Origin of the sequence: Herbiconiux sp. VKM Ac-2851, from assembly GCF_013205105.1 — a bacterium.
GTDB classification, from domain to species: Bacteria; Actinomycetota; Actinomycetes; order Actinomycetales; family Microbacteriaceae; genus Herbiconiux; species Herbiconiux flava.
The window spans coordinates 177,593-202,433 of record NZ_JABMLJ010000003.1 but is presented as its reverse complement, the minus strand read 5'-3'; the positions used below and the strand labels follow the sequence as shown (position 1 = coordinate 202,433).

Below are 24,841 nucleotides of genomic sequence, written 5' to 3'. Positions count from 1 at the left end.
GGTGACGAAGGGGGCGCAGTGAGCCAGACGGATGGACAGGGCGGCACGGCAGCAGGCTGGTACGACGACCCGGCGGGCTCGGGAGGCCTGCGCTGGTGGGACGGCTCGCGCTGGAGCGACCACGTGCAGCCCGCGCAGCAGGCGGCCCCGCAGCAGGCGCCCCAGCAGCAGCCGGCGCCGCAGGCGTCCGGTCAGTACGCCTACCCCGCCGCGCCCGCGTACGGCTCGCAGCCCGGCGCCGAGCCGCGCCGCGTCGACCCCGGCACGCCGGTCTACGGCCCCTTCATCTGGATCATCACGCTGCTGCCCGCGCTCAGCCTCCTGCTGCTGCCCCTGTCGTTCACGGGCTTCGAGGACATGATCCGCTCCGAGATGCAGAGCGGCGGCACCGGCTACGGAATGACCGGCGGCCTCTCGGGCGGCGCGCTCCTGGCCCAGTCGGCGGCGACGCTGTTCGGCTGGCTCATCTACGGCGCCGGCGTCGTGCTCGCGTTCTTCGACCGCAAATGGCTCCTGGCCCGCGGGTTCGACCGTCCGTTCCACTGGGCCTTCGCGTTCATCCCGGCGCCGGTCTACCCGATCGGCCGCTCCATCGTCGTGCGCCGCCGCTCCGGCCGGGGCATCGCCCCGATGTGGGTGTCGATCGGCCTGCTGGCTCTCAGCCTGATCATCGGCATCGCCGTGACCGTCTGGATCTTCAGCATCACGATCGGCATGATGAACTCCCTCGACTACGGCTCGTTCCGCAGCTAGGGCGCCGGCACCCAGACCGGCGAGCCCGCCACGATCGCCGGCAGCTCCTCGAGGTCGCCGATGACGTGCAGCGCCCCGGCGGCGCGCAGGGCCCGGGCGTCGGCGGGAGCATCCGTCACCCCCACCGGCAGGTAGCCCGCCACGGAGGCGCAGCGCAGGTCGTCGGGGTCGTCGCCGACGAAGAAGGCCCGCTCACGCACGGCCCGGTGCCGCAGCAGCAGCTCGAGGGTGTCGCCGACCCCGGCGTCGACCGAGTTCCACACCGGCGGAACCTGCAGCGCCCGCTGGTCGAAGCGCACCGCCGAGGGCGAGGCCACCGACACCACGCCGAGCCATGCCCCCGCCTCGGCGAGGGCCCGCAGGCACTCGGCCGCCCCGCCCCGCAGCTGCGTGCGCGATTCGGCCAGCGCCGTCGTCCACTCCTCCTCGGCCGCGACGAGATCGGCCGGATCGACCCCGAGCCGCTCCAGCAGCTCGCCGAGCGGCAGCCGGAACCGCAGCGCGAACTCCGCCTCGCCGAGCGTGCGCAGCCCCCGTCGCGCGAGCACGGTCGTCAGCGCCGCGTGCGCGTGGTCGGAGTCGATCACGATGGTGCCGTTCCAGTCGAACAGCAGCATGGTGTCGACGAGCGACGAGTCCCCGCCGGTTCCGGATGCCCGCCCACTGCTTCTCGTTCTCACGCCCGCCCCGTTCCGCGGGAACCGCACGCCCCACCGCCTGCGCCTCATCCTGCATGCCGCCGCGAACGCCTCGCGGTGGTGCGCGCCGACCTGCAGGTGAACGGACGGTGAAGACCCGGCGTCAGCAGCGGTCGTACACGTGACCCTTCGCCCCCGCCGGAGCGAGTGGCCGGTCGCGCAGCACGATGCCGGCGGGCCGGGAGGGATCGGCGCAGACCTCGGCCCAGCTGCCGCTGAGGTGACCGGCGTACTCGATGTCGAGCACCTGGTCGCCGTACACCTCGGTGTAGCTCTCGCACTCGGCGAAGCGCTGGCACTCCTCGGCGACGGCGAAGTCGAAGCCGATCTGCGTGTGCCCGCGGGCGCCGAGCACCGGCGTGTTCTTCTGGCCGGCCGCGAGCCCGTTGGCGTGCGCGATGCCGACCAGCATCGTGGCGAACTGCACCGCCTGCTCCAGCCCGAAGGCGCCGTCGGAGCGCGTGTACGAGTCGAGGTTGTCGAACTCGACCGCGTCGAAGCCGCTTCCCGCGCAGCCGGCGATCGTCACCGCGATCTTGTCGGCGAGCGCGGCCCGGTTGTCGGGCGTGGAGATGTCGAAGATCGTCTCGTCGGGCCAGCCCGGGTCGGCGACCGGCTCACCCTCGTCGTCGCGCAGCACGAGCACCTCGGGCCAGTTCTCGCCCGGCTGGCTCTGGAAGCCGTTGACGTAGCAGATGCTGTAGACCCCGGCCTCGGGGGCGGCCGTGCTGTCCCGGGCGACGACGTTCACGCCGGCCGGGGGCGCGTAGGCGCCGCCGAGCTGGTAGTCGAACACCGGGTCGGCGGGCAGCGGGCGGATGCTCGGCGGCGCCACCGCGTCCACCTCGGCCGTGGCGCTCGGCGTCGGGCTCGCGGTGGCGCTGGGCGTACCGGTGCCGGTGCCGGAGGCGGCTGCCGGGCCGTCGTCGTCGGAGCTCGTCGCGCAGGCGCTGAGCCCGAGCACCGTGACCACGACGAGGGCGACCGCCGAGGCGCGGAGACGGAGTGCAGGGACCACGTGGCCGATCGTAGCGGGGCGAGTCGACCGCCCCATGGGAAGCGGCCGACAAGCGAAGCGGATGCGCGGCCACCCCATCTCAGACCAGCCCGGCCCCGTAGGCGAAGATGACGGCCTGCACCCGGTCGCGCAGCTCGAGCTTCATCAGCACCCGCCCCACGTGGGTCTTCACCGTCGACTCCGACAGGAAGAAGCGCGCCGCGATCTCGGAGTTCGTCAGGCCCTCCGCCATGGCGACGAGCACCTCGTGCTCACGTTCGGTGAGGGTCGCGAGGAGCGCGGGAGCGGCGCCCGGGCTGCCCGGGGCGGGGGCGGCGGGACGGGCATCCGCCCCGCTCGTCGGCAGCTGGGGGCCGAACAGCTCGAGCAGCTTGCGGGTGACCCGGGGCGAGACGGCGGCGTCGCCCGAGGAGACGGCACGGATGGCGGCGACGAGCTCGGCCGGCTGCGCGTCCTTCAGCAGGAAGCCGCTGGCGCCCGCGGAGAGCCCGGCGAAGGCGTACTCGTCGAGGTCGAAGGTGGTGAGGATGATGATGCGGCTGGCGGGGTTCGCCGCCACGATCGCGCGGGTGGCCTCGATGCCGTCGAGGCCGGGCATCCGCACGTCCATCAGCACGACGTCGGGAGTGAGCCGGGCGGTGGCGGCGATCGCCTCGCGGCCGTCGCCGGCCTCGCCCACGACCTCGAGGTCGTCGTACGACTCGATCACCATGCGCATGCCGAGACGGATGAGCTGCTGGTCGTCGACGAGGAGCACCCGGATGCGGGCGGGGGCGTCGGTCATGGGGTGCCTTCCTGAGGGAGCGGGGTGGGCGCGGGATCGGGCACGGGAACGGGCTGCGGCGCCGGCACAGGCTGCGGGGCGGGAACCGGCACCGGCACCGGATCGCCGAGCCGCGCCGCCACGCGCCACCCGCGGGTGCCGAGCGGCCCGGCGCTGACGGTGCCGCCGTGCACCTGCACACGCTCGTGCATCCCGATCAGCCCGCGGCCCGAGCCCTCGGAGGCGGCCCCGCGCGCCGGGTCGATCCCGTCGTCGAGCACCGTGATCGAGATGCCGGTCGCGTCGTACCGCAGCTCGACGTCGACCCGGTCGACGCCCATGGCGTAGCGGAGCGCGTTGGTCAGAGCCTCCTGCACCACCCGGTAGACGGTGAGCTGCAGCACCGAGTCGGCGGGCGGCTCGCCGATGCTCGTGAAGCGCACCGGGAGACCGGCCGCGCGGAAGGTCGCGATGAGCTCCGGCAGGTCGGCGACGCCGGGCTGCGGGGCGAGGGCGGCCGGCGACGATCCGGCGACACCCGGGCCGCTGCGGTCGTCGGCGAGCACCCCGAGCGAGCGGCGCATGTCGGTGAGCGCCCGCCGGGCCGTGACACCGGTCTGGCGCACGGCCTCCTGCGCCGACGCCGGGGCGGTGCCCGAGCGGGCGAGACTCGCCTCGGCGCCGTCGCTCAGGGCGACGATCACCGTCAGGCTGTGCGCCACGATGTCGTGCATCTCCCGCGCGATCCGGGCCCGCTCGGACGCCACCGCGAGCTGCGCCCGCTGGTCGCGCTCGCGGGCCAGCTGGGCGGCCCGCTCGAGCAGGGCGTCGATGTACCGGCGCCGATTGCCGAAGGTGATGCCGACGAGGGTCGAGATGACACAGAGGAACGCGATCAGGATGCCGAAGGCCACCGTCGAGACCGGGTCACCGGTCTGCAGCGCGGTCGCGAGCACCCCGACGCCCGCCGCCGCGGCCGTGCCGATCCAGGCCGCGCGGGTGGAGCGGTAGACGGCCAGCGCGTACAGCGCGAACAGCACGGGCGAGACGTCGAGCTGCGGGCCGTCGGGCGAGGGCAGCAGCATCGCGCCGATGCAGATCCCCGCGGTGATCACCGGGACATGCCGCCGGAACAGCAGCGCCACCGCGACGGCCGCCGCCCCGTAGAGCAGCAGCGCCGGGAAGAGCGGGCTGCTCGTCACCGGGTCGTCGCCGAAGGGTCGTCCGACCAGTACCGCGATGGCCGACACGAGCGCCCAGACGCCCATCGGCACCGCGTAGGTGCCGGCGATCAGGCCGTCGAGCAGCCACGGGTGACGGTTGAAGAACGAGCGGATGAAGCCCGGCGGTTTGGGCAGCCGCAGGTCCTCGGCGCCAGGCGGGGGTACCGCCGGCGCCGAGGACCGGATGCCCGGGCCCGAGGGCCCCGTCGTCACCACTGTCAGGCATCCCTCCGGCGCATCAGGACCGCCGCGGGCACTGCGAACAGGGCGATCCACCCGAGCATAACCAGCACCGCCTGCCAGGGCTCGAAGACCTCGCCGCCGAAGAACAGCGTCTGGCCCACCGAACCGGGCAGCCAGTCGGCGAGCACGGACGCCCAGTCGGCCGAGATGAACGAGATCACCGAGGGCACGACGAGCAGCAGCCCGACGGCTGCGGCGATCCCGCCCGCGGTGTGTCGCAGCAGCGCGCCGAGGAAGAAGGCGACCAGCCCGATCAGGGCGAGGTAGCCGGCGGCGCCGACCAGGTGACCCCAGACCTCGACGTCGCCGAGGCTGCTCTCGACACCCTTCGCCTGCAGCATCGGCCAGGTCACGGCGTAGCTGGCGAACACGGCGACCAGTCCCACGACGAAGCTCGTGACGCTGAACACCAGCGCCTTCGCCCAGAGCACCGGCAGGCGCTTGGGCACGGCCGTCAGGCTGGAGCGGATCTGCCCGGTGCCGTACTCCCCGGTGATGACGAGCACGCCGAGCACCGAGATCACGAGCTGGTTGAACAGAATGCCGAGGGTCGACACCTGCACGGCGGCCTGCGCCACGACGGAGGGGTCGGATCCCGCCGCCGTCGTCATCTCGGGCTGGGTGAGCACGAGAAGTACCCCCATGCCGATCTGCAGGGCGATCAGGATGGCGTAGGCCCAGACGGTCGAGCGCAGGGTGGTCAGTTTGATCCACTCGCTGCGGAGGATTCCGGTGAAGCGCAGCCGCGCATCCGGAACCGGCTGGAGCGTCACCCGCGCGGCGGCGGGAGCGGTCGTCGCGGCGCTCATCGGGCCACCTCCTCGGTGACGGGAGCGGAGGTTGAACCGGAAGCGGCACCGGCCGCCTCACCGCTCACGCCGCCTGTGCGGTACTCGACCTCGTCGCGGGTGAGCGAGAGGTAGGCGTCCTCGAGCGAGCCCTGCACCAGGGTGAGCTCGTGCAGGGGAACCCCGAGGGCCGCCGCGACGTCGCCGATCACCTCGGCCTGCGCGCCGCGCACCTCGATGGTGGTGGCGTCGACGCTCGTCACGGTGATGTCGGGCTGGCCGAGCCGGCGGGCGATCTCGTCGACGCGGGGGCTCCGCACGCGCACGAAGCCACCGGTGGTGCCGAGGATCTCGGACACCGGGGCGTTCGCCACGACGTGCCCCTTGCCGAGCACGATGATGTGGTCGGCGGTGAGCGCCATCTCGCTCATCAGGTGGCTCGACAGCAGCACGGTGCGGCCCTCGGCCGCGAGCTGCCGGGCGAAGCCGCGCACCCAGAGCACGCCCTCGGGGTCGAGGCCGTTCACGGGCTCGTCGAGGATGAGCGTGGCCGGGTCGCCGAGCAGGGCCGCCGCGATGCCGAGCCGCTGGCCCATGCCGAGCGAGAAGCCGCCGACGCGCTTGCGGGCGACGCTCTCGAGGCCGGTGAGGCCGATCACCTCGTCGACCCGGCGCACCGGGATGCCGTGGGTGGCCGCGATGGCGCGCAGGTGGTTGCGGGCCGAACGGCCGGTGTGCACCGCCTTGGCGTCGAGCAGTGCGCCGACCTCCCGCAGCGGGGCACGGTGCTCGGCGTAGGGCCGGCCGTTCACCGTGACCCGTCCCGAGGTCGGCCGGTCGAGGCCGACGATCATGCGCATGGTGGTGGACTTGCCGGCGCCGTTCGGGCCGAGGAAGCCCGTCACCTGCCCGGGTCGCACGACGAAGTCGACGGAGTCGACTGCCGTGCGGGCGCCGTAGCGCTTGGTCAACGAGGTGGCTTCGATCATGGGCTCTCGCGCTCCTGTGCTCGTGGTTCGGGCGCTCTCTGCGCCGTTCTCCACGCTACGGATGCGCGTCCCACCCCTCATCGGACCCCGGTGCCGTGCGGCTGGTACCGGGGTACGAGCTACTTCGTCTTCTTCTGCTTCTTCTCCTCCACCGGGAGGGTGCCGGCGGCCCGTGCGGCCTTGTAGTACTCGCGGGCCTCGCTCTGCCGCGCCTTCTCGGCACCGCTCGCGATCGAGGCGCGGATGTGCTCGGGGCCGTAGCCGAAGGCGCTCACCAGATCCTGGGCGTGCGGGCGCAGCCGGGCCGAGAGCCGCTCGGTGTAGAGGCCGACCGCGCGGGCGCGGCTCGGCGAGAGCCGGCCGTTCATCAGGTACCAGGCGAGGTGCTTCTCGACGAGGCCGAGGCCGAACAGGTCGCGCAGCCAGGTGAGCACGACGCGGGTGCCGTCGTCCATGCCCTCGGGGCTCGTGCCGTCCGCGCCCTCGATCGCCTCGGTGAAGGCCTCCCACTGCAGCAGCTCGGCGTGCGCCCTGGCCGCTTCGATGATCTCGGACTGGTGCAGGTTGAACAGGTCGGCCGCATCCTTCTTCGACAGCTTGGCGGCGGGCCGGAGCTTGCCGGCGACCTCGCCCACCATCGTCTCGACGCGGTCGGTGAGCAGCTGGCGCTGGGCCGCCGACTCCCGCAGCTGCCCCACCGAGCGGGCGGTGGAGCCGAAGTCGGCGACGGTCTGCGCGAAGGAGCGGAGCCCCGAGCCGTTGACCGTGCGGCCCGCGGCCTGCTCCACCACGTAGCGCGCGAGCACCCCGAAGTCGGCCTTGGCGAAGCGGCGGCCGTAGTCGCTCAGCAGGCGCTTGGCGACCAGCTGCAGCAGCACGTGGTTGTCGCCCTCGAAGGTGGCGTAGACGTCGAGGTCGGCACGGAGCCCGACGAGACGGTTCTCGGCGAGGAAGCCGGCGCCGCCGCAGGCCTCGCGCGCCTCCTGCAGGGTGTCGAGCGCGTGCCAGGTGCTGAGCGGCTTGAGCGCCGCGGCGAGGGTCTCGAGGTCTTGACGGCCCTCGTCGGTGTCGGCGACGCCCGAGAAGACCTCGTCGAACTTGGTGAGCAGCTTCTCGTGCGCGAAGCTCGCGGCGTAGGTGGTGGCGAGCTTGGGCATGAGCCGCTTCTGGTGCAGCTGGTAGTCGAGCAGCACCTCCTCGTCGGTGTCGCTGCCGGCGGTGAACTGGCGGCGCTCGTTGCCGTAGGTCACGGCGATGGTGAGCGCGATCTTCGCGGCGGCGACCGAGGCGCCGTCGAGCGAGACGCGGCCCTGCACGAGCGTGCCGAGCATGGTGAAGAAGCGGCGGCCGGGGCTCGCGATGCTGCTGGAGTACTCGCCCTCGGCGCTGACGTCGCCGTAGCGGTTCAGCAGGTTGGCGCGCGGGATGCGCACGCCGTCGAAGTGCAGCCGGCCGTTGTCGATGCCGTTCAGGCCGCCCTTCAGCCCGTCGTCCTCCCCGCCGATGCCGGGCAGGAACTCACCGGTGGCCGCGTCACGGAGGGGCACGTAGAAGGCGTGCACGCCGTGGTTGACGTTCTTCGTGATGAGCTGCGCGAACAGCACCGCGGCGATGCCGTGCTTCGCGGCGTTGCCGAGGTAGTCCTTCCACGCGCCCCGGAACGGGGTGTCGATCACGAACTCGCCGGTGGCCTCGTCGAAGGTGGCGGTGGTGCCGATGGCGGCGACGTCGGAGCCGTGCCCCGTCTCGGTCATGGCGAAGGCACCGGGCACCTCGAGGCTCATGATGCCGGGCAGGAAGGTGCGGTGGTGGTACTCGGTGCCGAGGTGCAGCACGGCGGCGCCGAACAGCCCCCACTGCACGCCCGACTTGATCTGCAGACTCGGATCGGCGGTGACGAGCTCCTCGAAGCCGGCGATGTTGCCGCCGTGGTCGTCCTCGCCGCCGACCGACTTCGGGAAGGCGCGGTGCACCTGGCCGTCCTCCACCAGCAGCTTCAGCTGGCCGAAGACGCGCTCGCGGTGCTCGTCGACGCTCTGGCCCTCGATGCGCTGCATCTCGGGGCGTGCGGTCAGCTCGCGGGCGGCGAGGCGCACCTCGGCCCAGCTGCCGAGCAGATAGCGGCCGAGCCACTCGACGTCGGTGCGGGCGACGACCACGCCGCTGCCCGTGGAGCGCCGGGGCAGCCGCGCCGAGGCGTCGAGCTCGCTGTCGATGCGGGCGGCGTCGGTGTCGGGCTTCTGCTCGGAGCTCTGCGTGTTCTCGATCGTGTTCGTCATCGTCATCCTCGTCGTCGTGGCTGATCCCACGCTAGGAGGACTGCCGGAGAGCGCGAAACGGCCGGTGACGGGCCTACAAACGGGGGCCGAGGGGGTGCACGACGCACTGTGGACATCCCACAGTCGTTCTCAGGATCCACCCACCGAGGCAGACAAAGGGCCGGGGTGGGCGAGCGTGGCCGTGCGGTCGCGCATCCGCTCGACGAGAGCCAGGACGATCGTCGCGACGGCGAGCACCGCCAGGGCCGGCGCCGCCAGGTCGACGGCGGTCGCGAGGCCAAGCGCCGTCGCGGTGGCCCCCGCGCCGATCGCGGTGAGCGCCTGCAGGAGGTAGGAGAAGAGGTAGAGCAGCGAGAGCACGGCGCCGCGGTGCGAGGCCGGGGCCGCACGGTTCGCCAAGCCGAGACCGCCGGTGAAGGCGAAGGAGTAGCCGATGCCGCCGACGATGCACCAGGCGAAGAAGAGCAGCAGCGATCCGGACGAGGCGGCCGCCGCCATCAGGCCGAGGCCGGCCAGCGAGACGATGCCGCCGATGACGATCGCCGGCACGGCGGGCACCTTGCCGAGCAGCAGCGCCGTCACGCCGATGGTCGCCGACGAGACGCCGAGCAGGGCGCCCACCACGAGCAGGTCGGTGGTGCCGGTCAGCTCGCGCGCCATCTGGGCGCCGAGCGAGAGGAAGATCGCGCCGACGCTGTAGGCGGTGGCGACCGAGAGCGTCGCGGCGGCGAAGGCGAGGGCGATGCCGCGCGGGAGACGGAGGGCCTGCGGGCGGAAGGCGGGCCGCGCATCCTGGCCCGGCACCGGTGCCGGACGGTCGTCGGGGGTCAGCAGCACGGCCACGAAGGCGAGGAGCGCCAGCACGAACAGCAGCACGAAGCCGAGCACGAGCGGAAGCGGGGCGTACTGCGCCAGGAGCCCGGAGACCACCAGCGCGAGGGTCAGGCCGGTGGAGGTCGAGACGGTCGTCATCGAGCTCGCCCGGCGGGGGTTCGACCAGGGGTTGTGCTCGACGAGGGCTGCGCTGGCGGCACCGAGCGCGAAGCCGGTTCCGATGCCCTGCAGGATGCGGCCGGCGAAGAGCCAGCCGACGTTCGGGGCGACCGCGAACACGAGGGCGGCCACGGCGAGCAGCGCGATGCCGAGCAGCATGGCCCGGCGGCGGCCGATCGCGTCGCTGACGCCGCCGAACAGGAGCAGCACGATCAGCAGGGCCACCGGATAGGCGCCGAACACCGACGTCGTCACCACCGGGGGCAGCGACCACTCGGCGGCGTAGCTCGGGTACAGCACGCTGGCCGCCCCGCTCGACCACAGGCAGAGCGCCAGCACCGCGGCTGCCGCCCAGAACGTCCCCCGGCGCCCGAAGCGCGCTGCTCTCGTCATGCCGCCACAGTAGCGGTCTGAGTTGGAATTTCCAATACAGGCGCTCCGGACGTACCATGGTGGCCATGAGCGACCCCGCGAGCCGGCCCGCCGACGGGCCCCGGTGCCAGATCGTGCGCACGCTCGACGTGGTCGGCGAGAAGTGGTCGCTGCTCGTCGTGCGCGACGCGTTCCGCGGGCTCACCCGCTTCTCGGAGTTCAAGGACTCCCTCGGTGCCCCGAGCGACATCCTGAGCGCGCGTCTCGCCAAGCTGGTCGACAGCGGCGTGCTCGAGAAGCGGCCGTACCGGGCCCCAGGGTCGCGCGAGCGCTCGAGCTACCACCTCACCGAGGCGGGGCGGGGGCTCGCGGTCGTGATCGGGGCGATGGTGCAGTGGGGGGATGCGTACAACCCGTATGAGGGTGGGGCGTCGTCGGTGCTCGTGGCCGGCGAGGAGCCGGTGTCGCTCGCGTTCGTCGACGGCGAGGGGCACGCGGTGGAGCCGCTCGACGTGACGATCGCGCCGGGGCCGGCCGCGCGCACGCGCTGGTAGGCGGGCGGCCAGCCGCCACGCGGGGCCGGCGGGCGTGACGCGGGCGGTGCTCGTCGCCGGGCGCGCGCCCGGCGCTACGTCAGTCGGGCGTCGCCCCGCCCGGGTCGTTGCGGTGCATCGCCCGGCGCACCCGCTCCACCACGCCCGAGGCGGGCGGCTCGTTGTACGCGTTCGCGAGCTCCTGGCCCGACATCGCGGCGATCGCCGCCATCACGTCATCGGTGAGCCTCCGCCGCGCCCGCGCCGAGCCGGCCTCCCCGTAGCCGGCCGACTGGATCGGCTCGCCGAAGCGGATGGTCACCGGAGTCACCCGGGGAACGCGAGCGCCGTCGGGTTGGAGGTTCTCGGTTCCGCTGAGCGCGACCGGCACGATCGGGCATCCGGTGGTCAGGCCCAGCCACGCGACCCCCGTGCGCCCCCGGTACAGCCGGCCGTCGCGCGAGCGGGTGCCCTCGGGGTAGATCGCGAAGGCGCCACCCGACTCGAGCACCTCGCGGCCGCGCTCGAGCGAGTCCTGGGCCGCGGTGGCGCTCTCCCGGTCGACGGGGATGGCGCCGATCGACTCGAAGAAGGTCTTGGACACGCGGCCCTTCAGCCCCTCGCCCGTGAAGTACTCCTGCTTGGCGAGGAAGCGGACGTCGCGGGGTGCGATCACCGTGATGACCACGCTGTCCATGAAGCTGAGGTGGTTGCTCGCGAGCAGCACGGCGCCCTCGCGGGGAACGAGCTCCCGCCCGATCACGGTCGGCCGGTAGACGGCGCCGGCGAGGGGGCGGGCGAGGCCCCGGGCGATCGTCTTGAACATGCCCCGATGCTCGCACGCATCGCATGCCGCGCGGGCTATGGTGCTGAGCACTGCACGGTGGAGCTCGTTGCGCCGCCCTGCTCACTGCGTTTTCATAGGTGGCTGCGGCAGTCTCATAATGGTTGTCGCTTCAACCTGCCCTGCTCCCGTTCGTCGAAATGAGACCCGTGCCCACCGATTCCTCCTCCTCCGTGCCCCCGAAGGCCAAAGACCAGGCCAAGAAGCTCACGGTCAAGCAGGAGCGCGAAGCCCGCCGCGCCGAGAAGGTCGCGCAGATGGTCGCGCAGCAGAAGAAGCAGCAGCGCAACCGCCGCATCGGCATCTTCGGCGGCGCCGCGGCCGGCCTCATCGCGCTCGGTCTCGTCATCACCTTCGTCGTCACGAGCGCCGAGCCCAAGGTCGACCCGGCGTCGATCTCGATCGGCGAGCTCCAGACCTACGACAACCTCACCTCGAACCACGTCTCGACCACCGTCGATTACGCCCAGACCCCTCCGGCCGGCGGCGACCACAACGCCGTCTGGCTGAACTGCGGCGTCTACGACCAGCAGGTGCCCAACGAGAACGCGGTGCACGCGCTCGAGCACGGAGCCGTCTGGGTCACCTACGACCCCGCCGTCGTCGACGAGGCCGGCGTCGAGACCCTCCGCTCCAAGCTGCCCGACACCTACGTCGTGCTCTCGCCCTACGAGGGCATCGCCGCCCCCGTCGTCGCCTCCGCCTGGGGCAACCAGGTCTTCCTCGACGGCGTCGACGACGAGCGCCTCGGCGACTTCGTGCAGAAGTTCTGGCGCTCGAACGACGCCCCCGAGCCGGGCGCCGCCTGCACCGGCGGTCTCGACGCGGCCGGCAAGGTGGCCTGAGCGGGGTGCCCGACTCGTCGCCCGCTGATTCCTCGGTCGCTGATCCCTCGCTCGTGACCGGGGCGGTTCCGGATGCTCGGCGCCCCTCGCGCGGCCGCCTCACCCTCGCGGCGATCGTGGCCGCGGTGCTCGTGGCGGTCGTGGCGTTCTCGGCCGGCTGGCTCGCCGCCCCCCGCACCGCGACGCCCACCGACACCGGCGTCGAGGCGGGCTTCGCCCGGGACATGCAGACCCACCACGACCAGGCCGTGCAGATGGCTCTGATCATCCGCGAGCAGAGCGACGACCCGGCCATCCGCTCGCTGGCCTACGACATCGCGACCTCGCAGGCGCAGCAGTCGGGCCAGATGTACGCGTGGCTGAACGCCTGGGGCCTCCCCCAGGCCTCGACCCAGCCCGAGATGACGTGGATGCTCCAGCCCACCCTCGACGGCTCGGACGACCACGGCCACGGCGGCGCGGCCTCCACCACGGTACCCGACGCCGGCGGTGCGGCCGGCACGTCGACCGCGGCGACCCCCGCCCCCATGGTGCCCGGCGAGCCCATGCCGGGCATGGCGACCTCCGCCGACCTCGACCGCCTCTCCTCCCTCACCGGGGTGGAGGCCGAGACCCTCTTCCTCGAGCTCATGATCGCCCACCACCAGGGTGGGGTCGAGATGGCCGAGGCCGCGCTCTCGCGCACCACGAACCCGCTCGTCACCGCCCTCGCGAAGGCCATCGTCTTCGCCCAGTCGGGCGAGATCCAGTACATGCAGGAGCTCCTGGCCGCCCGCACCTGACCCGTGCCGGTCAGGGGTGGTCGTTGGGGCGGGGCAGGGTGCCGTTCGCGATCAGGCGCTCGTAGACCCGGTCCATGATGCCCGCGAGCTGCTCGAGGTCGGTGCCGTCGAGCGCGTCGAGGAAGATCGACTTCACGAGCTCGACGTGCGGCGGGGTCGCGGCCCGCAGCGCCTCCCAGCCCGCCGGCGTGAGGCGCACATCGGTGGCCCGCCGGTCGTCGGCCGCGGTGCTGGTCTCGAGCAGCGAGCGCGTCTGCATGCGCCGCACGTGGTGGGACGTGCGGCTGCGCTCCCAGCCCAGCCGGGTGGCGAGCGCGGCGATGCGCATGCTGCCCGAGGGCTCGCTGGTGAGGGCGACGAGCACGTCGTAGTCGGGCAGAGAGAGCCCGCTGTCGGCCTGCAGCTGACGGTTCATCTCGTAGCGCAGGCGCAGCTGCACCTTCATGTAGGCGTACCACGCCCGGATCTGCTCGTCGCTCATCAGCGAGTACGGCGAACCCTCCGGCGGCCCGGCCGCCTCGGGTGTGCCCACGTGCTCGTCTATGCGATCGAGGTTACTCCTCGTCGGAGGTCGAGGTCGAGGTCACCCCGTCGACCACCACGATGAGCGCCTCCACCGCGGCGGGCGGGTGCGCATCCGACATCTGACGCATCGATCGACGGATGCCCGTGCCGGTACGTCATCGCACGGATGCGCCCGAGCGGCCCACGCGGGATCATCGTGGGGAGCGTCATCGCGGCGCCGGGGAGGACCGCCGTGACCGATGCACCGCTGCCGAGGCCCACACCTGTACCCGCTTTCGCTCCCGCCCTCGAGGCGATCGACGTCGCCAAGACCTTCCGGCCTGACAGCGGCGGTGAGCCGGTCGAGGTGCTGCACGGCATCTCGCTCACGGTCACGCCCGGCGAGATGGTGAGCGTGGTCGGCCCGAGCGGCTCGGGCAAGTCGACGCTGCTCTACTGCCTGGCCGGCCTCGAGCGTCCGAGCCGGGGCGGCGTGCGGATCGGCGGCGTCGACACCACGGCGCTCTCGGCCCGGCGGCTCGCGCAGCTGAGGCGCAGCAGCATCGGCTTCGTCTTCCAGTCGTACAACCTCATCCCCTCCCTGACCGCGGCGCAGAACGTGGCGCTCCCCGCCCGGCTCGCCCGGCGGGCCGTCGCGCCGGACGAGGTCGTCGAGGCGCTGGCCGCGGTGGGGCTGGCCGAGCTGGCCGACGCCAAGCCGCCGTCGATGTCGGGCGGGCAGCAGCAGCGGGTGGCGATCGCCCGGGCGCTGTTCGCTCGGCCGGGCATCCTGTTCGCCGACGAACCGACCGGGGCTCTGGATGCCGCGGCGGGGCGCGTGGTGCTCGACCTGCTGCGGGGCGTGCGGGATGCGGGCAGTGCGGTGCTGATGGTGACGCACGACCTCGAGTCGGCGGCGCGGGCCGACCGGGCGATCGTCATCCGCGACGGGCGGGTGCACCAGGAGCTGGCCGCCCCGACCGCCGAGCAGCTCTTCGACGCCGTGCTGGCGGCCCGCTGATGCTGACGCTGCTGAAGGCCGACCTGCTCGGCGACCTGCGCGTCTGGATCGGCACCTTCGCGGTGCTCGTCGCGGCGGGGGCCGCTGCGGGCATCCCGGCCACGCTCGTCGACACCGCACTGGGGCAGAGCGACGTGACGGTGCAGCTGGGGCTGGTCTCGGTGGCGAGCATCGCGCTGACGCTCTCGGTGCTGAGCCTGGTGATCGTGCTGTCGTCGACCGTTCGCACGCTGGTCGAGCTGCGGCGGCGCACCTTCGCGCTGTGGCTGATCGTCGGGGTGCAGCCGTCGCAGCTCGGGCGGCTGGTGCTCGGGGAGCTGGCGGCGGTGGCCGTGCTGGGTGCGGCGCTCGGTTCGGTGCTCGCCTGGCTCGTGTGCCCGACGCTGGTGCGGGCGCTCCTCGTCGGGTCGGACGGTCTCGGCGAGGTCGTTCCGACGCTCGGACCGGGGTCGGCGGCGATCGGCGGGGCGGTCGTGGTGGGCGTGGTGCTGCTCGCCGCCCTGCCGCGCGCCCGGGAGGCCGGTTCGACGCCGGTGCTCGCCCTGCTGCGCGGAGGGGCGCGGCCGCGGCAGCGCGTGGTGGTGCGGATCGTCGTCGCCGCGCTGCTGCTCGCCCTCGCCGGCACGATGTTCGCCGGGCTGCCGCAGTCGCTCCCCACCGGGGCGGCGCAGTCGGTGCTGATCGGACCGGTGCTGATCGCGGCGGCGTCGGCGGGGGCGCCGGTGTACGTGCCGAGGCTGATCCAGCTGTGGACCGCGGTCGTGCCCTCGCGGGCGTCGGTGTCATGGTACCTCGCCCGGGCCACCGTGATCGATTCGGCGGAGCGCAGCAGCGCATCCGTCGTCTCGTTCATGGTGGCGATCGGGCTGCTCTGGACCTTCCTCGCGGGGCAGAACACGGCCGCCACCGCGTTCGGCGGCGGGGCTGCCGCCGACCCTCGGCCACTGGCGCTGCTGCTCGGCGGGCCCACGTTGCTCGCGGCCGTAGGGGCGGCGGCGGGCGTTCTGATGGCGAGCTCGTTCCGCGAGCGGGAGGAGGCGCTGCTCGAGGTCGCGGGGGCCGACCGGGGCGTGCGGGTGCTGACGGCCGCGGGGGAGGCGCTGATCTACGTGCTGACCGCTGCGGTTCTGGCGAGCGTCGTGGTCGCGCTGGTGGCCGGGGGGATCGGGGTGTTCCTGCAGGGGGTGGCGCCGTCGGTGCGGCCGACGCCGGTGCCGGCGCTGGGGGCGGTCGGCACCGTCGTGTGCCTCGTGCTCGCATGGGCCGCGACCTTCGGGCCGCGGTTGGCTCGGCGCCGGACGACCGTCGAGGTGCTCAGCGGGTCGTAGCAGATCGCGGCTGGTCCCGATTTGCTAGTGCCCTTCGGCCTGGTAGACCTTCCGGAACGCGTCCTTGCGCGCGATCTTCCCGTCGCGGAACTCATAGATGTCGCAGCCGCGCGTGGTCAGGACCTTTCCGTCCGGGCCCGCTCCCGTGAACGACCAGGTCGCCGCACCACGGGTCCCGGCGATGATCGGGTTCTCCTCCTCGTGCCGCTCCTGCCCGGTGTCGAAGGCGAGCATCAGCGCGAAGCCCTCCCGCACCTGCTCCTTCCCCGACCAGGTCTGTCCGGGCTCGGGGCCGACGGATGCGCTGTAGACGCAGTCGTCGGTGACGTGGCTCATCAGGGCTTCGAGGTCGCGGCGGGTCCAGGCGTCGCTGAACGCCGCCAGCACCTCGGGCGTCATGTGGCTCGTGCTGTTCTCGGACGGGGAGGTATCGGTCATGAGTGAACTCTGGCATCGACCCGCCTCGATGTCCCGAAAAACTTGATCCGTGCGTATTCTGGGCGGCAACCCGCCGCTTCTGGGCGGCCAACCCGCCGCCGTGCCAGGAAGACCACGATGACTCCAGCCCCACCACCGACCGATCCGAAGGACACGGCTCTCGCCCGCCGCACGGTCCTGCGCGCCGCCGCCTGGAGCGCGCCGGTCGTGGCGCTGGGCGTCGCCACCCCGCTCGCGGCCGCATCCACAATCGACGTAGGTGCCTACCGTGTCACGGACTCCTGCTCGGTGCCGGGATCGGGCCGCCCCGGCTTCCTCCTGACGGCCGGCCCCATCGCATCGCTGCCCGAGCGCACGACGATCACCGTGTCCGTCACGGGCGTGACGACGATCGGCGAGCTCACCGTCACCGGCGTCGGCGCGATCGTCAACGACGTGAGTGCCACGTCCCGCCTCATCGTGTTGACGTCGCCGCTGCCGGCCGGAGCGACGATGACGATCAGCACCACCCTGTCCACCTCGATCAGCACCCGTTGGACGCTCCGGGCCGTCTCGACGCTGCCGCGCGACTACGTCGCCACCGGAGCCACCACCGAGTCCTCCTTCGGCTCCCTCAGCTGCCGAGCCTGAGAGCGGGGCGGCCGACGCGACCCGGGTCAGCGCGACTCGTCGCCCCAGAACGCACTGGCCCGGTGGTCCCCGAGCAGGTGCGCCTCCCACAGCCGGATGGCCGGCCGCACGTCCTGCGCCGCCTGGCACGCGACGAGCGTGTCGCGCAGCTCGACGTGCCGCTGCAGCTGCGTCCCGGCGACGATCGGCGGCACCTCGATCCCGCCGAGCCACGCCCGGATCTGGTCGGTGATCCCGTCGAACCGCGACAGCAGCCGCGGCAGCCCGGTGGCGGCGACGAGTGCCCGGTGGAACTCGAGGTCGACGTCGACCAGCGACACCCAGCCCGCGCCGGCCACGGTCAGCCGCTCCATCTCGGCGAGGGGCGCCTCGAGCGCAGCCAGCGGCGTGCAGTTCAGCACCACGTGGATGATCGCCGCCGACTCGTCCGCGAAGCGCAGCAGCCGCAGCTCCGACAGCGCCGCCGCGTCGATGGTCACCACCCGGTAGGGCCGGTTGAGCGTCTTGGTGACGAGGCCGCTCTGCACCAGGCGCTCCAGCGCCTCGCGAACGGGGGCGCGGCTGGTACCGAGCTCCGTCGCCAGCACCGAGTCCTTGAGCCAGTCACCCGACGCGAGCTCACCGCTCAGGATGCGCGCCCGGATCGTCTCGAGCACCGTCACCGCAGATGCCCGCCCTGCTCGAGCGCATCCCGCAGCTGGGCCCGGCTGGCGATGCCCAGCTTCGGGAACGCCTTGTAGAGGTGCGTGCTCACGGTGCGGTGCGACAGGTACACCCGGTCGGCGATCTCCTTGTTGCTCATGCCGCGCGCCGCGAGCACCGCGACCTGCAGCTCCTGAGGCGTGAGCGGCGAAGACCCCGTCAGAGGCGACCCCCCACCTTCGCCCCGTCGCGGCGCCTCTCCCGCCGCCCGCAGCTCGGCCACCGACCGCTCGGCCAGCACCCGCGCACCGCTCGAGTCGAACGTCGCGAGCGCCCGCCCCAGGTGCTCGCGCGCCTCAACCGGCCGCCGCTCCCGCCGCAGCCACTCCCCGAACAGCAGCTCCGAGCGGGCGAACTCGAACGGCGACTCGCTGTACTCCCCCAGCCCGATCGACGACGCGTAGTGTGCCTCGGCCGCTGCCGCATCGCCGTCGGCATCGGCCAGCAGCGCCCGGCTGCGCGCGACCAGCGACCCGAGGAAGGCCGAGCGGTACGCCCGGGCGGCGCCCTCCGCCGCATCGACCCCGTCGCGCACCGTGTCGGCCCGGCCGGCGCGCACCGCCGCCTCGGTGCGGTCGGCGATGGCCCAGAGCCCCCGCGTCGGGTGCACGGTCACCTGGGCGAGCTCGATCAGCGCATCCCGGTACCGGTTCTCGGCGAGCGCCACGATCCCCGTGGCCCAGCGCGCATCGGCGGTCGCCATGGCGAGCGGATGCACGGCGGCGAGCTCCCGCAGACGCCGCAGCGACTCGGCCGTCCGCTCGGCGTCCCCAAGGGTGGCGTGGCCGCGCGCGATGGTGGCGACGCACATCCCCTCGACCAGCGGCTGGCCGGTGTCCTTCGCCATCCGGGCGGCGAACTCGGCCTCGGCGAGCCCCTCGCGCACCCGCCCGCGGAGCATCAGCAGGGTGGCCTTGCCGCGCAGCGCCTGCGCCTCGTCGGCCGGCGCCCCGCGCTCGTGGAACCGCTCGCGCGCCAGCCCCCAGCAGGTCAGCGCCGTCTCGATGTCGTGCAGCGACTCGGCGGCGATGGCGAGGCTCAGCATGCCGATGGGCGACTGGTCGAGCTCGGGGATGAGCTGCGGCAGTGCGGCCCGCACGTCGTCGTCGACCCGGCCGAGCGGCGACATCAGCGCCAGCACGATGGGCTTCAGCGGGTTCTGGGTGTGGATGGCCCGCACCTGCCGCTCGACCTTGCGCCACTCCGCCGCCGGGAGGTTGCGGCCCCGCACGGTCATCGCCGCGGCCCAGAGCACCTCGATCCGGCGGTCGGCGTTCTCGGGTCCACCGAGCCGCGCGATCGTGCGCTCGATGTCGGCCGGAGAGTGCCCGGTCAGCCCCGTCGTCAGGCTGAGCCCGTTGCGCGTGGTGGCGAGGAGCGCGATGGTCTCGGGTCGGGTGGCGATCCGCTCGGCCTCCTCCACGGCCTGCAGCGCCTCGACGCCGAGGCCGGCGCTGCGGGACACGTCGGCCGCCCGGGCGAGCCGGGCGGCGCGGCTCTCCTGCGACTCCGAGAGCTCGGCCGCCCGCTCGTAGGCCGCCGCCGCTTCGGCGAGCGCCCCGCGTTGCTGGGCCCGCGAGCCCGCGTCCTCGAGCTCCTGCGCGACGGTCTCGCTGCGCTCGAAGCTGGAGGCGGCCCGGTGCCAGGCCGCCCTGGCCGGGTCGCGCACGGTCTGGGCCAGCACCGAGTGGGCGCGCTGGAGCTCCGCGGTGGTCGCCGCACCGAGCACGGCCGCCCGCAGCAGCGGGTGCCGGAACTGAGGCCGCTCCTCGACCACCTGCAGCATGCCCGCGGTCTCGAGCGGCGCCAGGTCGCGCAGGTCGAGACCGGCGAGCCGGGCGGCGTCGAGCACGTCGAGCATCCCGGCGTCGTCGGCGACGGCCGCGAGCAGCATCAGCGCCTGACTCCGCTCCGGGATGCCCGCGACCTGCCCGAGGAAGGCCTGCTCGAGGCGCTGGGTCGTGGGGATGACGCTGCGGAGGCCGGTGCGGCGGACGGGGCCCGTCACCGCGATGGCGAGCTCGGTCAGCGCCAGCGGGTTGCCGTTCGCCTCGCGCAGGACGCGCATCCGTCTCGCCTCGCCCAGCTCGGGAGCGACCTCGCCGAGCAGGCGCCGGGAGGCGGCGTCGTCGAGGGGGCCGAGCAGCAGGCGCTCGAGGCCGCCGGGCCCGGACTGCCCGCCCCACGGGGTGCGCATGGTGGCGACGAGCGAGACGTGCGGTTCACCGAGGCGCAGGGCGAGGAACTCGATCACGTGCCGCGTCGAGGGGTCGACCCACTGCAGGTCCTCGACCGCGATGAACAGCGGCACCGCGGCGCTCGCCTCCTCGAGCAGCCCGAGCGCCGCGACGCTGACGAGCAGCCGGTCGGGCGAGGTGCCGTGCTCGAGCCCGAACGCCGCCGACAGCGCCTCGCGTTGCCGCGCCGGCAGTCTCGTCAGGTGCATCAGCAGCGGCCGGAGCATCTGGTGCAGCGCCGCGTAGCCGACCGGCGGGGCGAGCTCGAGGCCGGTGCAGCTCAGCACCCGGTACCCGGCGTCGCCCGCGAGCCCCGCGATCTCGGCGAGGAGGGTCGACTTGCCGATGCCGGCGTCACCCTCGACCAGCACGGCCGCGCCCCCGGGCTGCGAGCGGATGACCACCCGCTCCAGATCGCGCACCTCGGCCGCGCGGCCGACGAGGGGACGAGCGTCGAACCCGGACGCCAACTTGAGGGACATGTCACCCATAGTAGGCATGCCGCGGCCGAGTGTCGACACTTCCCGACCGTACGATCCCTACCGCAGCTGGGCCGTGCGACCCGTACGTCAGCAGACGGATGACGCCGCAGCGACGCTCGCGCAGATTGGGAGCACATCGCCCGTCATCCACCGCAGGAGGCATCATGTCCGGAAACCCCAAGAACATCGCCCTCGAACCCGCCGCCCAGGAGTTCGCGGACGCTACGTCCACTCCCCCGTTCCTCTACCAGCTCACGCCCGAGGAGGGACGGAAGGCCGTCGACTCGGTGCAGGACTCCCCCATCGACAAGCCCGAGGTGCAGGACGAATGGATCGAGATCGCCGGCGGCCCGACCGGCACGGTGCGGCTGCGGATCGTGAAGCCGCTCGGCGCCGAGGGCGAGCTGCCGGTCATCCTGTACATCCACGGCGCGGGCTGGGTGTTCGGCGACGCCCACACGCACGACCGGCTGGTGCGCGACCTCGCGATCGGCTCGAACGCGGCCGTCGTCTTCCCCGAGTACGACCGCTCGCCGGAGGCGAAGTACCCGGTTGCCATCGAGCAGTCGTACGCGGCCGCGCAGTGGATCGTCACCCAGGGCGCGACGAAGGGCCTCGACGGCAGCCGGCTCGCGGTCTCCGGCGACTCGGTCGGCGGCAACATGGCGATCGCGATCGGCCTGCTGGCCGCGCAGCGCGGTGACGTCGCCCTGTCGAAGCTGGTGCTGTTCTACCCCGTCACGAACGCCGCGTTCGACACCGGTTCGTACGACGAGTTCGAGGTGGGCTACTTCCTCGGCCGGGAGGGCATGCGCTGGTTCTGGGACCAGTACACCCTCGACGAGGCCCAGCGGGCCGAGAGCACGGCGTCGCCGCTGCGGGCGAGCCTCGACGAGCTCGCGGGGCTGCCCGGCACCCTCGTGATCACGGGCGAGGCGGACGTGCTGCGGGACGAGGGCGAGGCCTTCGCCGCGCGGCTGCGCGAGGCCGGGGTGCGGGCGACGAACGCGCGGTTCGGCGGCATCACGCACGACTTCGTGATGGTGAACTCGCTGCACGGCACCGAGGCGGCGAAGCACGCGCTGTGGATGGCGACGGCGTCGCTGCGGGACGCACTCGGCCGCGGCTAGACCTCGCTGGGCGGCGGGCTCTTCGCGGTCGCGGTCGCGGTCGGCGTCCCGGTCGCAGTGAGCCGCTCCAACTCGGTGACGACGGCCGCCACGAGAGCGTCGTCGCCGAGCGCGGTGCGGAGGTCGGCCGATCCCGCGGCGGCGAGGGCCTCGACCGCTGCGACGACCGCTGCCGCCCGCCCCGCCTCGATGGCCGACGGATGCACGTACGAGCGCCGCGCGACCTCGCGGGTGTTGCCCAGCAGCTCGGCCGCGGCGTCGTACGCCCGCAGATCGGCGCGCGCGGAGCGGGTGCCACCGGGCGGGACGGCCCCCGGCGGGACAGCCCCCGCCGTGACGGCCGCGGCCGCCGCGGTGCCGCCCCAGGTGCGGAACGTCTTCGCGGTGGCCGGAGCGGTGGTCGCCCCGTGGATGTACGCGTTCACCGCCGCGCTGCCGACCACGTAGAGGCCGCCACCCGCTTCGACCGAGAAGAGCGGGGCGTCGGGGCGGGGCGCATCCGCTATCAGCCGTTCGAGCACGCGGGCGACCGCCGCATCGTCGACGACCACGTGCCAGGGCCGGTGCTCCTTGCCGATGAAGGCGAACTCGATGGCGGCGCCGCTGACCCGCACGTGCTCGGGGGTGAGCGTCGTCAGGCCGTAGGTGTGGTTGTCGCGGGCGTAGCGGTCGGTGCCGACGCGGAAGAGGCCGCGATCGATCAGGCGCACCGCCGCCGCGGTCGCGCGGCGCACGGCCCGGGTGGCGTCGTCCGCGCCGGCTGCCAGGTGCTGCTCGACCCGCGTGCGCAGCTCGGGCAGGGCCGCGCCGAACAGCAGCAGTTCGGAGAACTTGTGGTCGGATGCGCGCTGCTCCGCCTCGGTGGAGTAGCGGTACTGGGTGCGTCCGCGCGCGTCGACCCCGGTGGCCTGCACCCGTGCCGCCGGGTCGGGCGAGGCCCAGACGTCCCGCCAGGCCGGCGGGATGCTCAGCGCCGCCAGTCGCGCGAGCGTGCTCGCGTCGGTCACCGGGGCGCCCTCGTCGTCCACCCAGCCCGTCGCGGGTGCGTTCATGCGGTGCAGACCGGTGGCACGGCAGAGCCGCGCGGCCGAGGGGTGCGAAGACGGCATACCTGACGGTAGTCATCCGGGCGTTCGCCTGCGGTACGTCAGATGACGGTTGTCGGCGGGCGGGCATCCGCGGGATGGTTCTTCGGTGAGCAGCCTTACCGCATCGAACCCCACGTGGGACGCGGACCGAATCGAGATCCGCGACGTCGTCGACCGGTACGCCCACCACGCCGACCGCCGGCAGCCGGCCGAGCAGGCGGCGGTGTTCACCGAGGACGGCACGGTGCTGCTGTACGAGGGCGACCCGAACGCGACGGGGCCTGTTCAGACCGTGTCGGGCCGGGCGGCGCTCGAGTCGACTTTCGCCGGGCTGATCGCGCAGTACGACATGACGACGTATCTGAACGGCCAATCGACTCTCGTGCGCACCGGGCCGGTGACGGCGACCGGGGAGACGTACTGCCTGGCCTATCACCTGCTGCACGACGGGGAGCAGCGGGTGCTGCTGACGATGGCGATCCGGTACCTCGACAGCTTCGCGAAGGTCGACGGCTCGTGGTTCATCGCGGAGCGGAAGCTCGTGTTCGACTGGACCGATCGGCGGCCGTCGCAGCCGTGATCGTGGCTTCAACCGACCCTTTTCTGTTTCCGAGAGAGATGAGACGACCATGACCGAGCAGATCGAGCAGATCGAGAGCCTGATGAAGGCCAACCTCCACGAGGTCTTCGGGCAGCGCGACCCCGAGCTCCGCCGGGCGGCGATCGAGCGCACCTACACCGAGGACGTGGTGTTCCTCGACCCCGACGAGGTCGTCGAAGGCTGGGACGCCCTCGACGCCAAGGCCGGCGCCCTGCTCGAAGGCGCTCCGGGCTTCGTGTTCTCGGAGGCCGGTTCCATCTACGTCAACCACGACATGGGGTACCTGGCCTGGAACCTCGGGCCCGAGGGGCAGCCGCCGGTGGTGCGGGGCGTGGACTCGTGCTTCGTGCGGGACGGGCGGATCGCGAAGGTGTACACGCTGCTGCTGAAGGACTGATCTCCTCCCGCTCGCCCGGCCCGCCGTCGTACGCTGGATGACGGCGGGGCTTCGCGCCTGATCGGAGGGTGCGGGAGATGAGCGACAGGGACACAGCCGGCGCCGCCTCGCGTCTCCGACTCGCCCTCAGCGCTCCGGATGCGTCGGCCCGCCTGCAGGCTGCGCTGACCGCGGGCACCCGGCCGGCCGACGCCTACGCCCGGGTGCTCGTCGGCCAGTGCCGGGTCGAACCCGACTTCTTCGTTCGGGACATGCTCACCTGGGCGCTCACCCGCCTCGACCGCGACATCGTGGTCGACCTGCTGCTCCCCGAGCTCGACTCCCCCATCGGGCAGGCGCGCAGCCAGGCGCTGCACACCCTGTCGAAGGTCGGCGACCCCCGCACGTTCCCGGCGATCACGACCGCCCTCCTCACGGACACCGACGACATCGTGGCCCGCAACGCCTGGCGCACCGCCTCGGGCCTGGCGCCCGACGACGAGCACCGGGCCGCGCTCGCCACGATCCTGGCGTCCCAGCTCGGCCGCGGCGACCGCGACCTGCGCCTCAGCCTGACGCAGTCCTTCCAGCGCCTCGGTGAGCCGGCCCGCCCCGCCCTCGACACCGCGTCGACGGATGCTCGCCGCGACGTCCTCGCGCATGCCCTCGCCACGGCGCACCTCCTCGCCGACCCCGAGGCCGACTTCGACGAGGCCATCGCGCAGGCACACCGATCCTTCGCGCTGCCGGCCACCCCCGACGACGGCACGACCTCCGACTAGATTCCCGACTAGCGGAACTCGCCCAGCTGACGATCGAGGGGCACGGTGCCCTCCACGGTGACGTCGCCCGTGTGAGCGGTGGTGACCGTCTCGATCAGGACGATGTGCACCTCCTCCTTCGCCACCGGATTGTGCCGGACGCCGCGGGGCACCACGAAGAACTGGCCCGGGCCGAGCTCGACATCCTCGGCCGCCTCGATCTGGATCACGAGCTGCCCGGACACGACGAGGAACATCTCGTCCTCGTTCTCGTGGGCGTGCCAGACGAGCTCGCCGAGCAGCTTCGCGACCTTCACGTACTGGTCGTTCACCCGCCCCACGACCCGTGGCGTCCAGTGCGCGGTGACCTGCTCGAGTTCGGCGGCGATGTCGGTCGGCCCGGGAAACGTCATCCCCCGA

The 24,841-nt window shown here is 73.0% G+C and carries 26 protein-coding genes; 11 read left to right on the top strand and 15 right to left on the bottom strand.

Going from position 1 to position 24,841, the window contains the following annotated elements:
* Positions 1–18 precede the first annotated feature (18 nt).
* On the top strand, positions 19–753 hold the full coding sequence (locus HQQ85_RS13920) for a DUF2510 domain-containing protein (protein ID WP_173183143.1): 735 nt from the start codon (positions 19–21) through the stop codon (positions 751–753).
* Here the strand turns inward: HQQ85_RS13920 and HQQ85_RS13915 are convergent.
* The 8 genes from HQQ85_RS13915 to HQQ85_RS13880 form a co-directional block, all read right to left on the bottom strand.
* The gene (locus HQQ85_RS13915) at positions 750–1,433 is read right to left on the bottom strand and encodes an HAD hydrolase-like protein (protein WP_173183142.1); all 684 of its coding nucleotides are present in this window, start codon (positions 1,431–1,433) and stop codon (positions 750–752) included. The two genes, HQQ85_RS13920 and HQQ85_RS13915, sit on opposite strands and share 4 nt — an antisense overlap.
* Positions 1,434–1,554: 121 nt before the next feature.
* A complete protein-coding gene (locus tag HQQ85_RS13910) occupies positions 1,555–2,469 on the bottom strand; it encodes an endo alpha-1,4 polygalactosaminidase (protein WP_371741910.1) in 915 nt (304 codons plus the stop codon).
* A gap of 79 nt (positions 2,470–2,548) precedes the next feature.
* Positions 2,549–3,253, bottom strand: a complete 705-nt coding sequence (locus HQQ85_RS13905) for a response regulator transcription factor (protein WP_173183140.1) — start codon at positions 3,251–3,253, stop codon at positions 2,549–2,551.
* Positions 3,250–4,668 carry a histidine kinase gene (locus HQQ85_RS21100; protein WP_173183139.1) on the bottom strand — a complete coding sequence of 473 codons (1,419 nt, stop codon included), beginning with the start codon at positions 4,666–4,668 and terminating at the stop codon, positions 3,250–3,252. The genes HQQ85_RS13905 and HQQ85_RS21100 overlap by 4 nt, the downstream gene beginning before the upstream one ends.
* Before the next feature lie 5 nt (positions 4,669–4,673).
* On the bottom strand, positions 4,674–5,507 hold the full coding sequence (locus HQQ85_RS13895; RefSeq protein WP_173183138.1) for an ABC transporter permease: 834 nt from the start codon (positions 5,505–5,507) through the stop codon (positions 4,674–4,676).
* On the bottom strand, positions 5,504–6,475 hold the full coding sequence (locus HQQ85_RS13890) for an ABC transporter ATP-binding protein (protein ID WP_173183137.1): 972 nt from the start codon (positions 6,473–6,475) through the stop codon (positions 5,504–5,506). Before HQQ85_RS13890 ends, HQQ85_RS13895 begins: the two co-directional genes overlap by 4 nt.
* 119 nt (positions 6,476–6,594) lie before the next feature.
* Entirely contained in the window at positions 6,595–8,754 is a 2,160-nt protein-coding gene (locus HQQ85_RS13885; RefSeq protein ID WP_173183136.1) for an acyl-CoA dehydrogenase, read from the bottom strand.
* Positions 8,755–8,883: 129 nt separating this feature from the next.
* A complete protein-coding gene (locus HQQ85_RS13880; RefSeq protein WP_216851751.1) occupies positions 8,884–10,140 on the bottom strand; it encodes an MFS transporter in 1,257 nt (418 codons plus the stop codon).
* Positions 10,141–10,205: 65 nt separating this feature from the next.
* Here HQQ85_RS13880 and HQQ85_RS13875 point away from each other — a divergent pair, with 65 nt between their 5' ends.
* Positions 10,206–10,673 (top strand): helix-turn-helix domain-containing protein, encoded by a 468-nt coding sequence (locus HQQ85_RS13875; RefSeq protein ID WP_173183135.1) that lies wholly within the window; start codon positions 10,206–10,208, stop codon positions 10,671–10,673.
* 79 nt (positions 10,674–10,752) lie between these two features.
* On the opposite strand, the gene HQQ85_RS13870 is transcribed toward HQQ85_RS13875, so the two are convergent.
* On the bottom strand, positions 10,753–11,478 hold the full coding sequence (locus tag HQQ85_RS13870) for a 1-acyl-sn-glycerol-3-phosphate acyltransferase (RefSeq protein ID WP_173183134.1): 726 nt from the start codon (positions 11,476–11,478) through the stop codon (positions 10,753–10,755).
* A 158-nt stretch (positions 11,479–11,636) separates the two neighbouring features.
* On the opposite strand from HQQ85_RS13870, the gene HQQ85_RS13865 reads away from it, so the two are divergent.
* Positions 11,637–12,341: a DUF3105 domain-containing protein gene (locus HQQ85_RS13865; RefSeq protein WP_173183133.1), complete on the top strand. Its 705-nt coding sequence runs from the start codon at positions 11,637–11,639 to the stop codon at positions 12,339–12,341.
* Between the two features lie 5 nt (positions 12,342–12,346).
* Positions 12,347–13,123: a DUF305 domain-containing protein gene (locus tag HQQ85_RS21385; protein WP_371741909.1), complete on the top strand. Its 777-nt coding sequence runs from the start codon at positions 12,347–12,349 to the stop codon at positions 13,121–13,123.
* Between the two features lie 10 nt (positions 13,124–13,133).
* Here the strand turns inward: HQQ85_RS21385 and HQQ85_RS13855 are convergent, their stop codons facing one another.
* Positions 13,134–13,655 (bottom strand): MarR family winged helix-turn-helix transcriptional regulator, encoded by a 522-nt coding sequence (locus HQQ85_RS13855; protein ID WP_371741908.1) that lies wholly within the window; start codon positions 13,653–13,655, stop codon positions 13,134–13,136.
* 225 nt (positions 13,656–13,880) lie between these two features.
* Here HQQ85_RS13855 and HQQ85_RS13850 point away from each other — a divergent pair, with 225 nt between their 5' ends.
* Together HQQ85_RS13850 and HQQ85_RS13845 are read left to right on the top strand one after the other, a co-directional pair.
* Positions 13,881–14,648, top strand: coding sequence for an ABC transporter ATP-binding protein (locus HQQ85_RS13850; protein WP_371741907.1), 768 nt, complete (start codon positions 13,881–13,883; stop codon positions 14,646–14,648).
* A complete protein-coding gene (locus HQQ85_RS13845) occupies positions 14,648–15,976 on the top strand; it encodes an FtsX-like permease family protein (protein ID WP_173183131.1) in 1,329 nt (442 codons plus the stop codon). The genes HQQ85_RS13850 and HQQ85_RS13845 overlap by 1 nt, the downstream gene beginning before the upstream one ends.
* Before the next feature lie 24 nt (positions 15,977–16,000).
* Here the strand turns inward: HQQ85_RS13845 and HQQ85_RS13840 are convergent, their stop codons facing one another.
* Positions 16,001–16,414 carry a nuclear transport factor 2 family protein gene (locus tag HQQ85_RS13840; RefSeq protein ID WP_173183130.1) on the bottom strand — a complete coding sequence of 138 codons (414 nt, stop codon included), beginning with the start codon at positions 16,412–16,414 and terminating at the stop codon, positions 16,001–16,003.
* Positions 16,415–16,531: 117 nt separating this feature from the next.
* Here HQQ85_RS13840 and HQQ85_RS13835 point away from each other — a divergent pair, with 117 nt between their 5' ends.
* On the top strand, positions 16,532–17,044 hold the full coding sequence (locus HQQ85_RS13835) for a hypothetical protein (protein ID WP_173183129.1): 513 nt from the start codon (positions 16,532–16,534) through the stop codon (positions 17,042–17,044).
* Positions 17,045–17,070: 26 nt separating this feature from the next.
* Here the strand turns inward: HQQ85_RS13835 and HQQ85_RS13830 are convergent, their stop codons facing one another.
* Together HQQ85_RS13830 and HQQ85_RS13825 are read right to left on the bottom strand one after the other, a co-directional pair.
* Positions 17,071–17,706, bottom strand: coding sequence for a GntR family transcriptional regulator (locus HQQ85_RS13830; protein ID WP_173183128.1), 636 nt, complete (start codon positions 17,704–17,706; stop codon positions 17,071–17,073).
* Positions 17,703–20,465: a LuxR family transcriptional regulator gene (locus HQQ85_RS13825; protein ID WP_173183127.1), complete on the bottom strand. Its 2,763-nt coding sequence runs from the start codon at positions 20,463–20,465 to the stop codon at positions 17,703–17,705. The genes HQQ85_RS13830 and HQQ85_RS13825 overlap by 4 nt, the downstream gene beginning before the upstream one ends.
* Positions 20,466–20,629: 164 nt before the next feature.
* Between HQQ85_RS13825 and HQQ85_RS13820 the strand changes: the two genes are divergently transcribed.
* Positions 20,630–21,595, top strand: a complete 966-nt coding sequence (locus HQQ85_RS13820; RefSeq protein WP_173183126.1) for an alpha/beta hydrolase — start codon at positions 20,630–20,632, stop codon at positions 21,593–21,595.
* On the opposite strand, the gene HQQ85_RS13815 is transcribed toward HQQ85_RS13820, so the two are convergent.
* Positions 21,592–22,704 carry a DNA topoisomerase IB gene (locus HQQ85_RS13815; protein WP_173183125.1) on the bottom strand — a complete coding sequence of 371 codons (1,113 nt, stop codon included), beginning with the start codon at positions 22,702–22,704 and terminating at the stop codon, positions 21,592–21,594. The two genes, HQQ85_RS13820 and HQQ85_RS13815, sit on opposite strands and share 4 nt — an antisense overlap.
* Positions 22,705–22,789: 85 nt before the next feature.
* Here HQQ85_RS13815 and HQQ85_RS13810 point away from each other — a divergent pair, with 85 nt between their 5' ends.
* From HQQ85_RS13810 to HQQ85_RS13800, 3 genes are all read left to right on the top strand, one after another.
* Positions 22,790–23,263: a nuclear transport factor 2 family protein gene (locus HQQ85_RS13810; protein WP_173183124.1), complete on the top strand. Its 474-nt coding sequence runs from the start codon at positions 22,790–22,792 to the stop codon at positions 23,261–23,263.
* 49 nt (positions 23,264–23,312) lie between these two features.
* Complete coding sequence (locus HQQ85_RS13805) at positions 23,313–23,681, top strand: nuclear transport factor 2 family protein (protein ID WP_254069465.1); 369 nt, start codon at positions 23,313–23,315, stop codon at positions 23,679–23,681.
* A 77-nt stretch (positions 23,682–23,758) separates the two neighbouring features.
* The gene (locus HQQ85_RS13800; RefSeq protein ID WP_173183123.1) at positions 23,759–24,442 is read left to right on the top strand and encodes a HEAT repeat domain-containing protein; all 684 of its coding nucleotides are present in this window, start codon (positions 23,759–23,761) and stop codon (positions 24,440–24,442) included.
* Positions 24,443–24,450: 8 nt separating this feature from the next.
* Here the strand turns inward: HQQ85_RS13800 and HQQ85_RS13795 are convergent, their stop codons facing one another.
* Positions 24,451–24,834 carry a cupin domain-containing protein gene (locus HQQ85_RS13795; RefSeq protein ID WP_173183122.1) on the bottom strand — a complete coding sequence of 128 codons (384 nt, stop codon included), beginning with the start codon at positions 24,832–24,834 and terminating at the stop codon, positions 24,451–24,453.
* Positions 24,835–24,841: the final 7 nt, after the last annotated feature.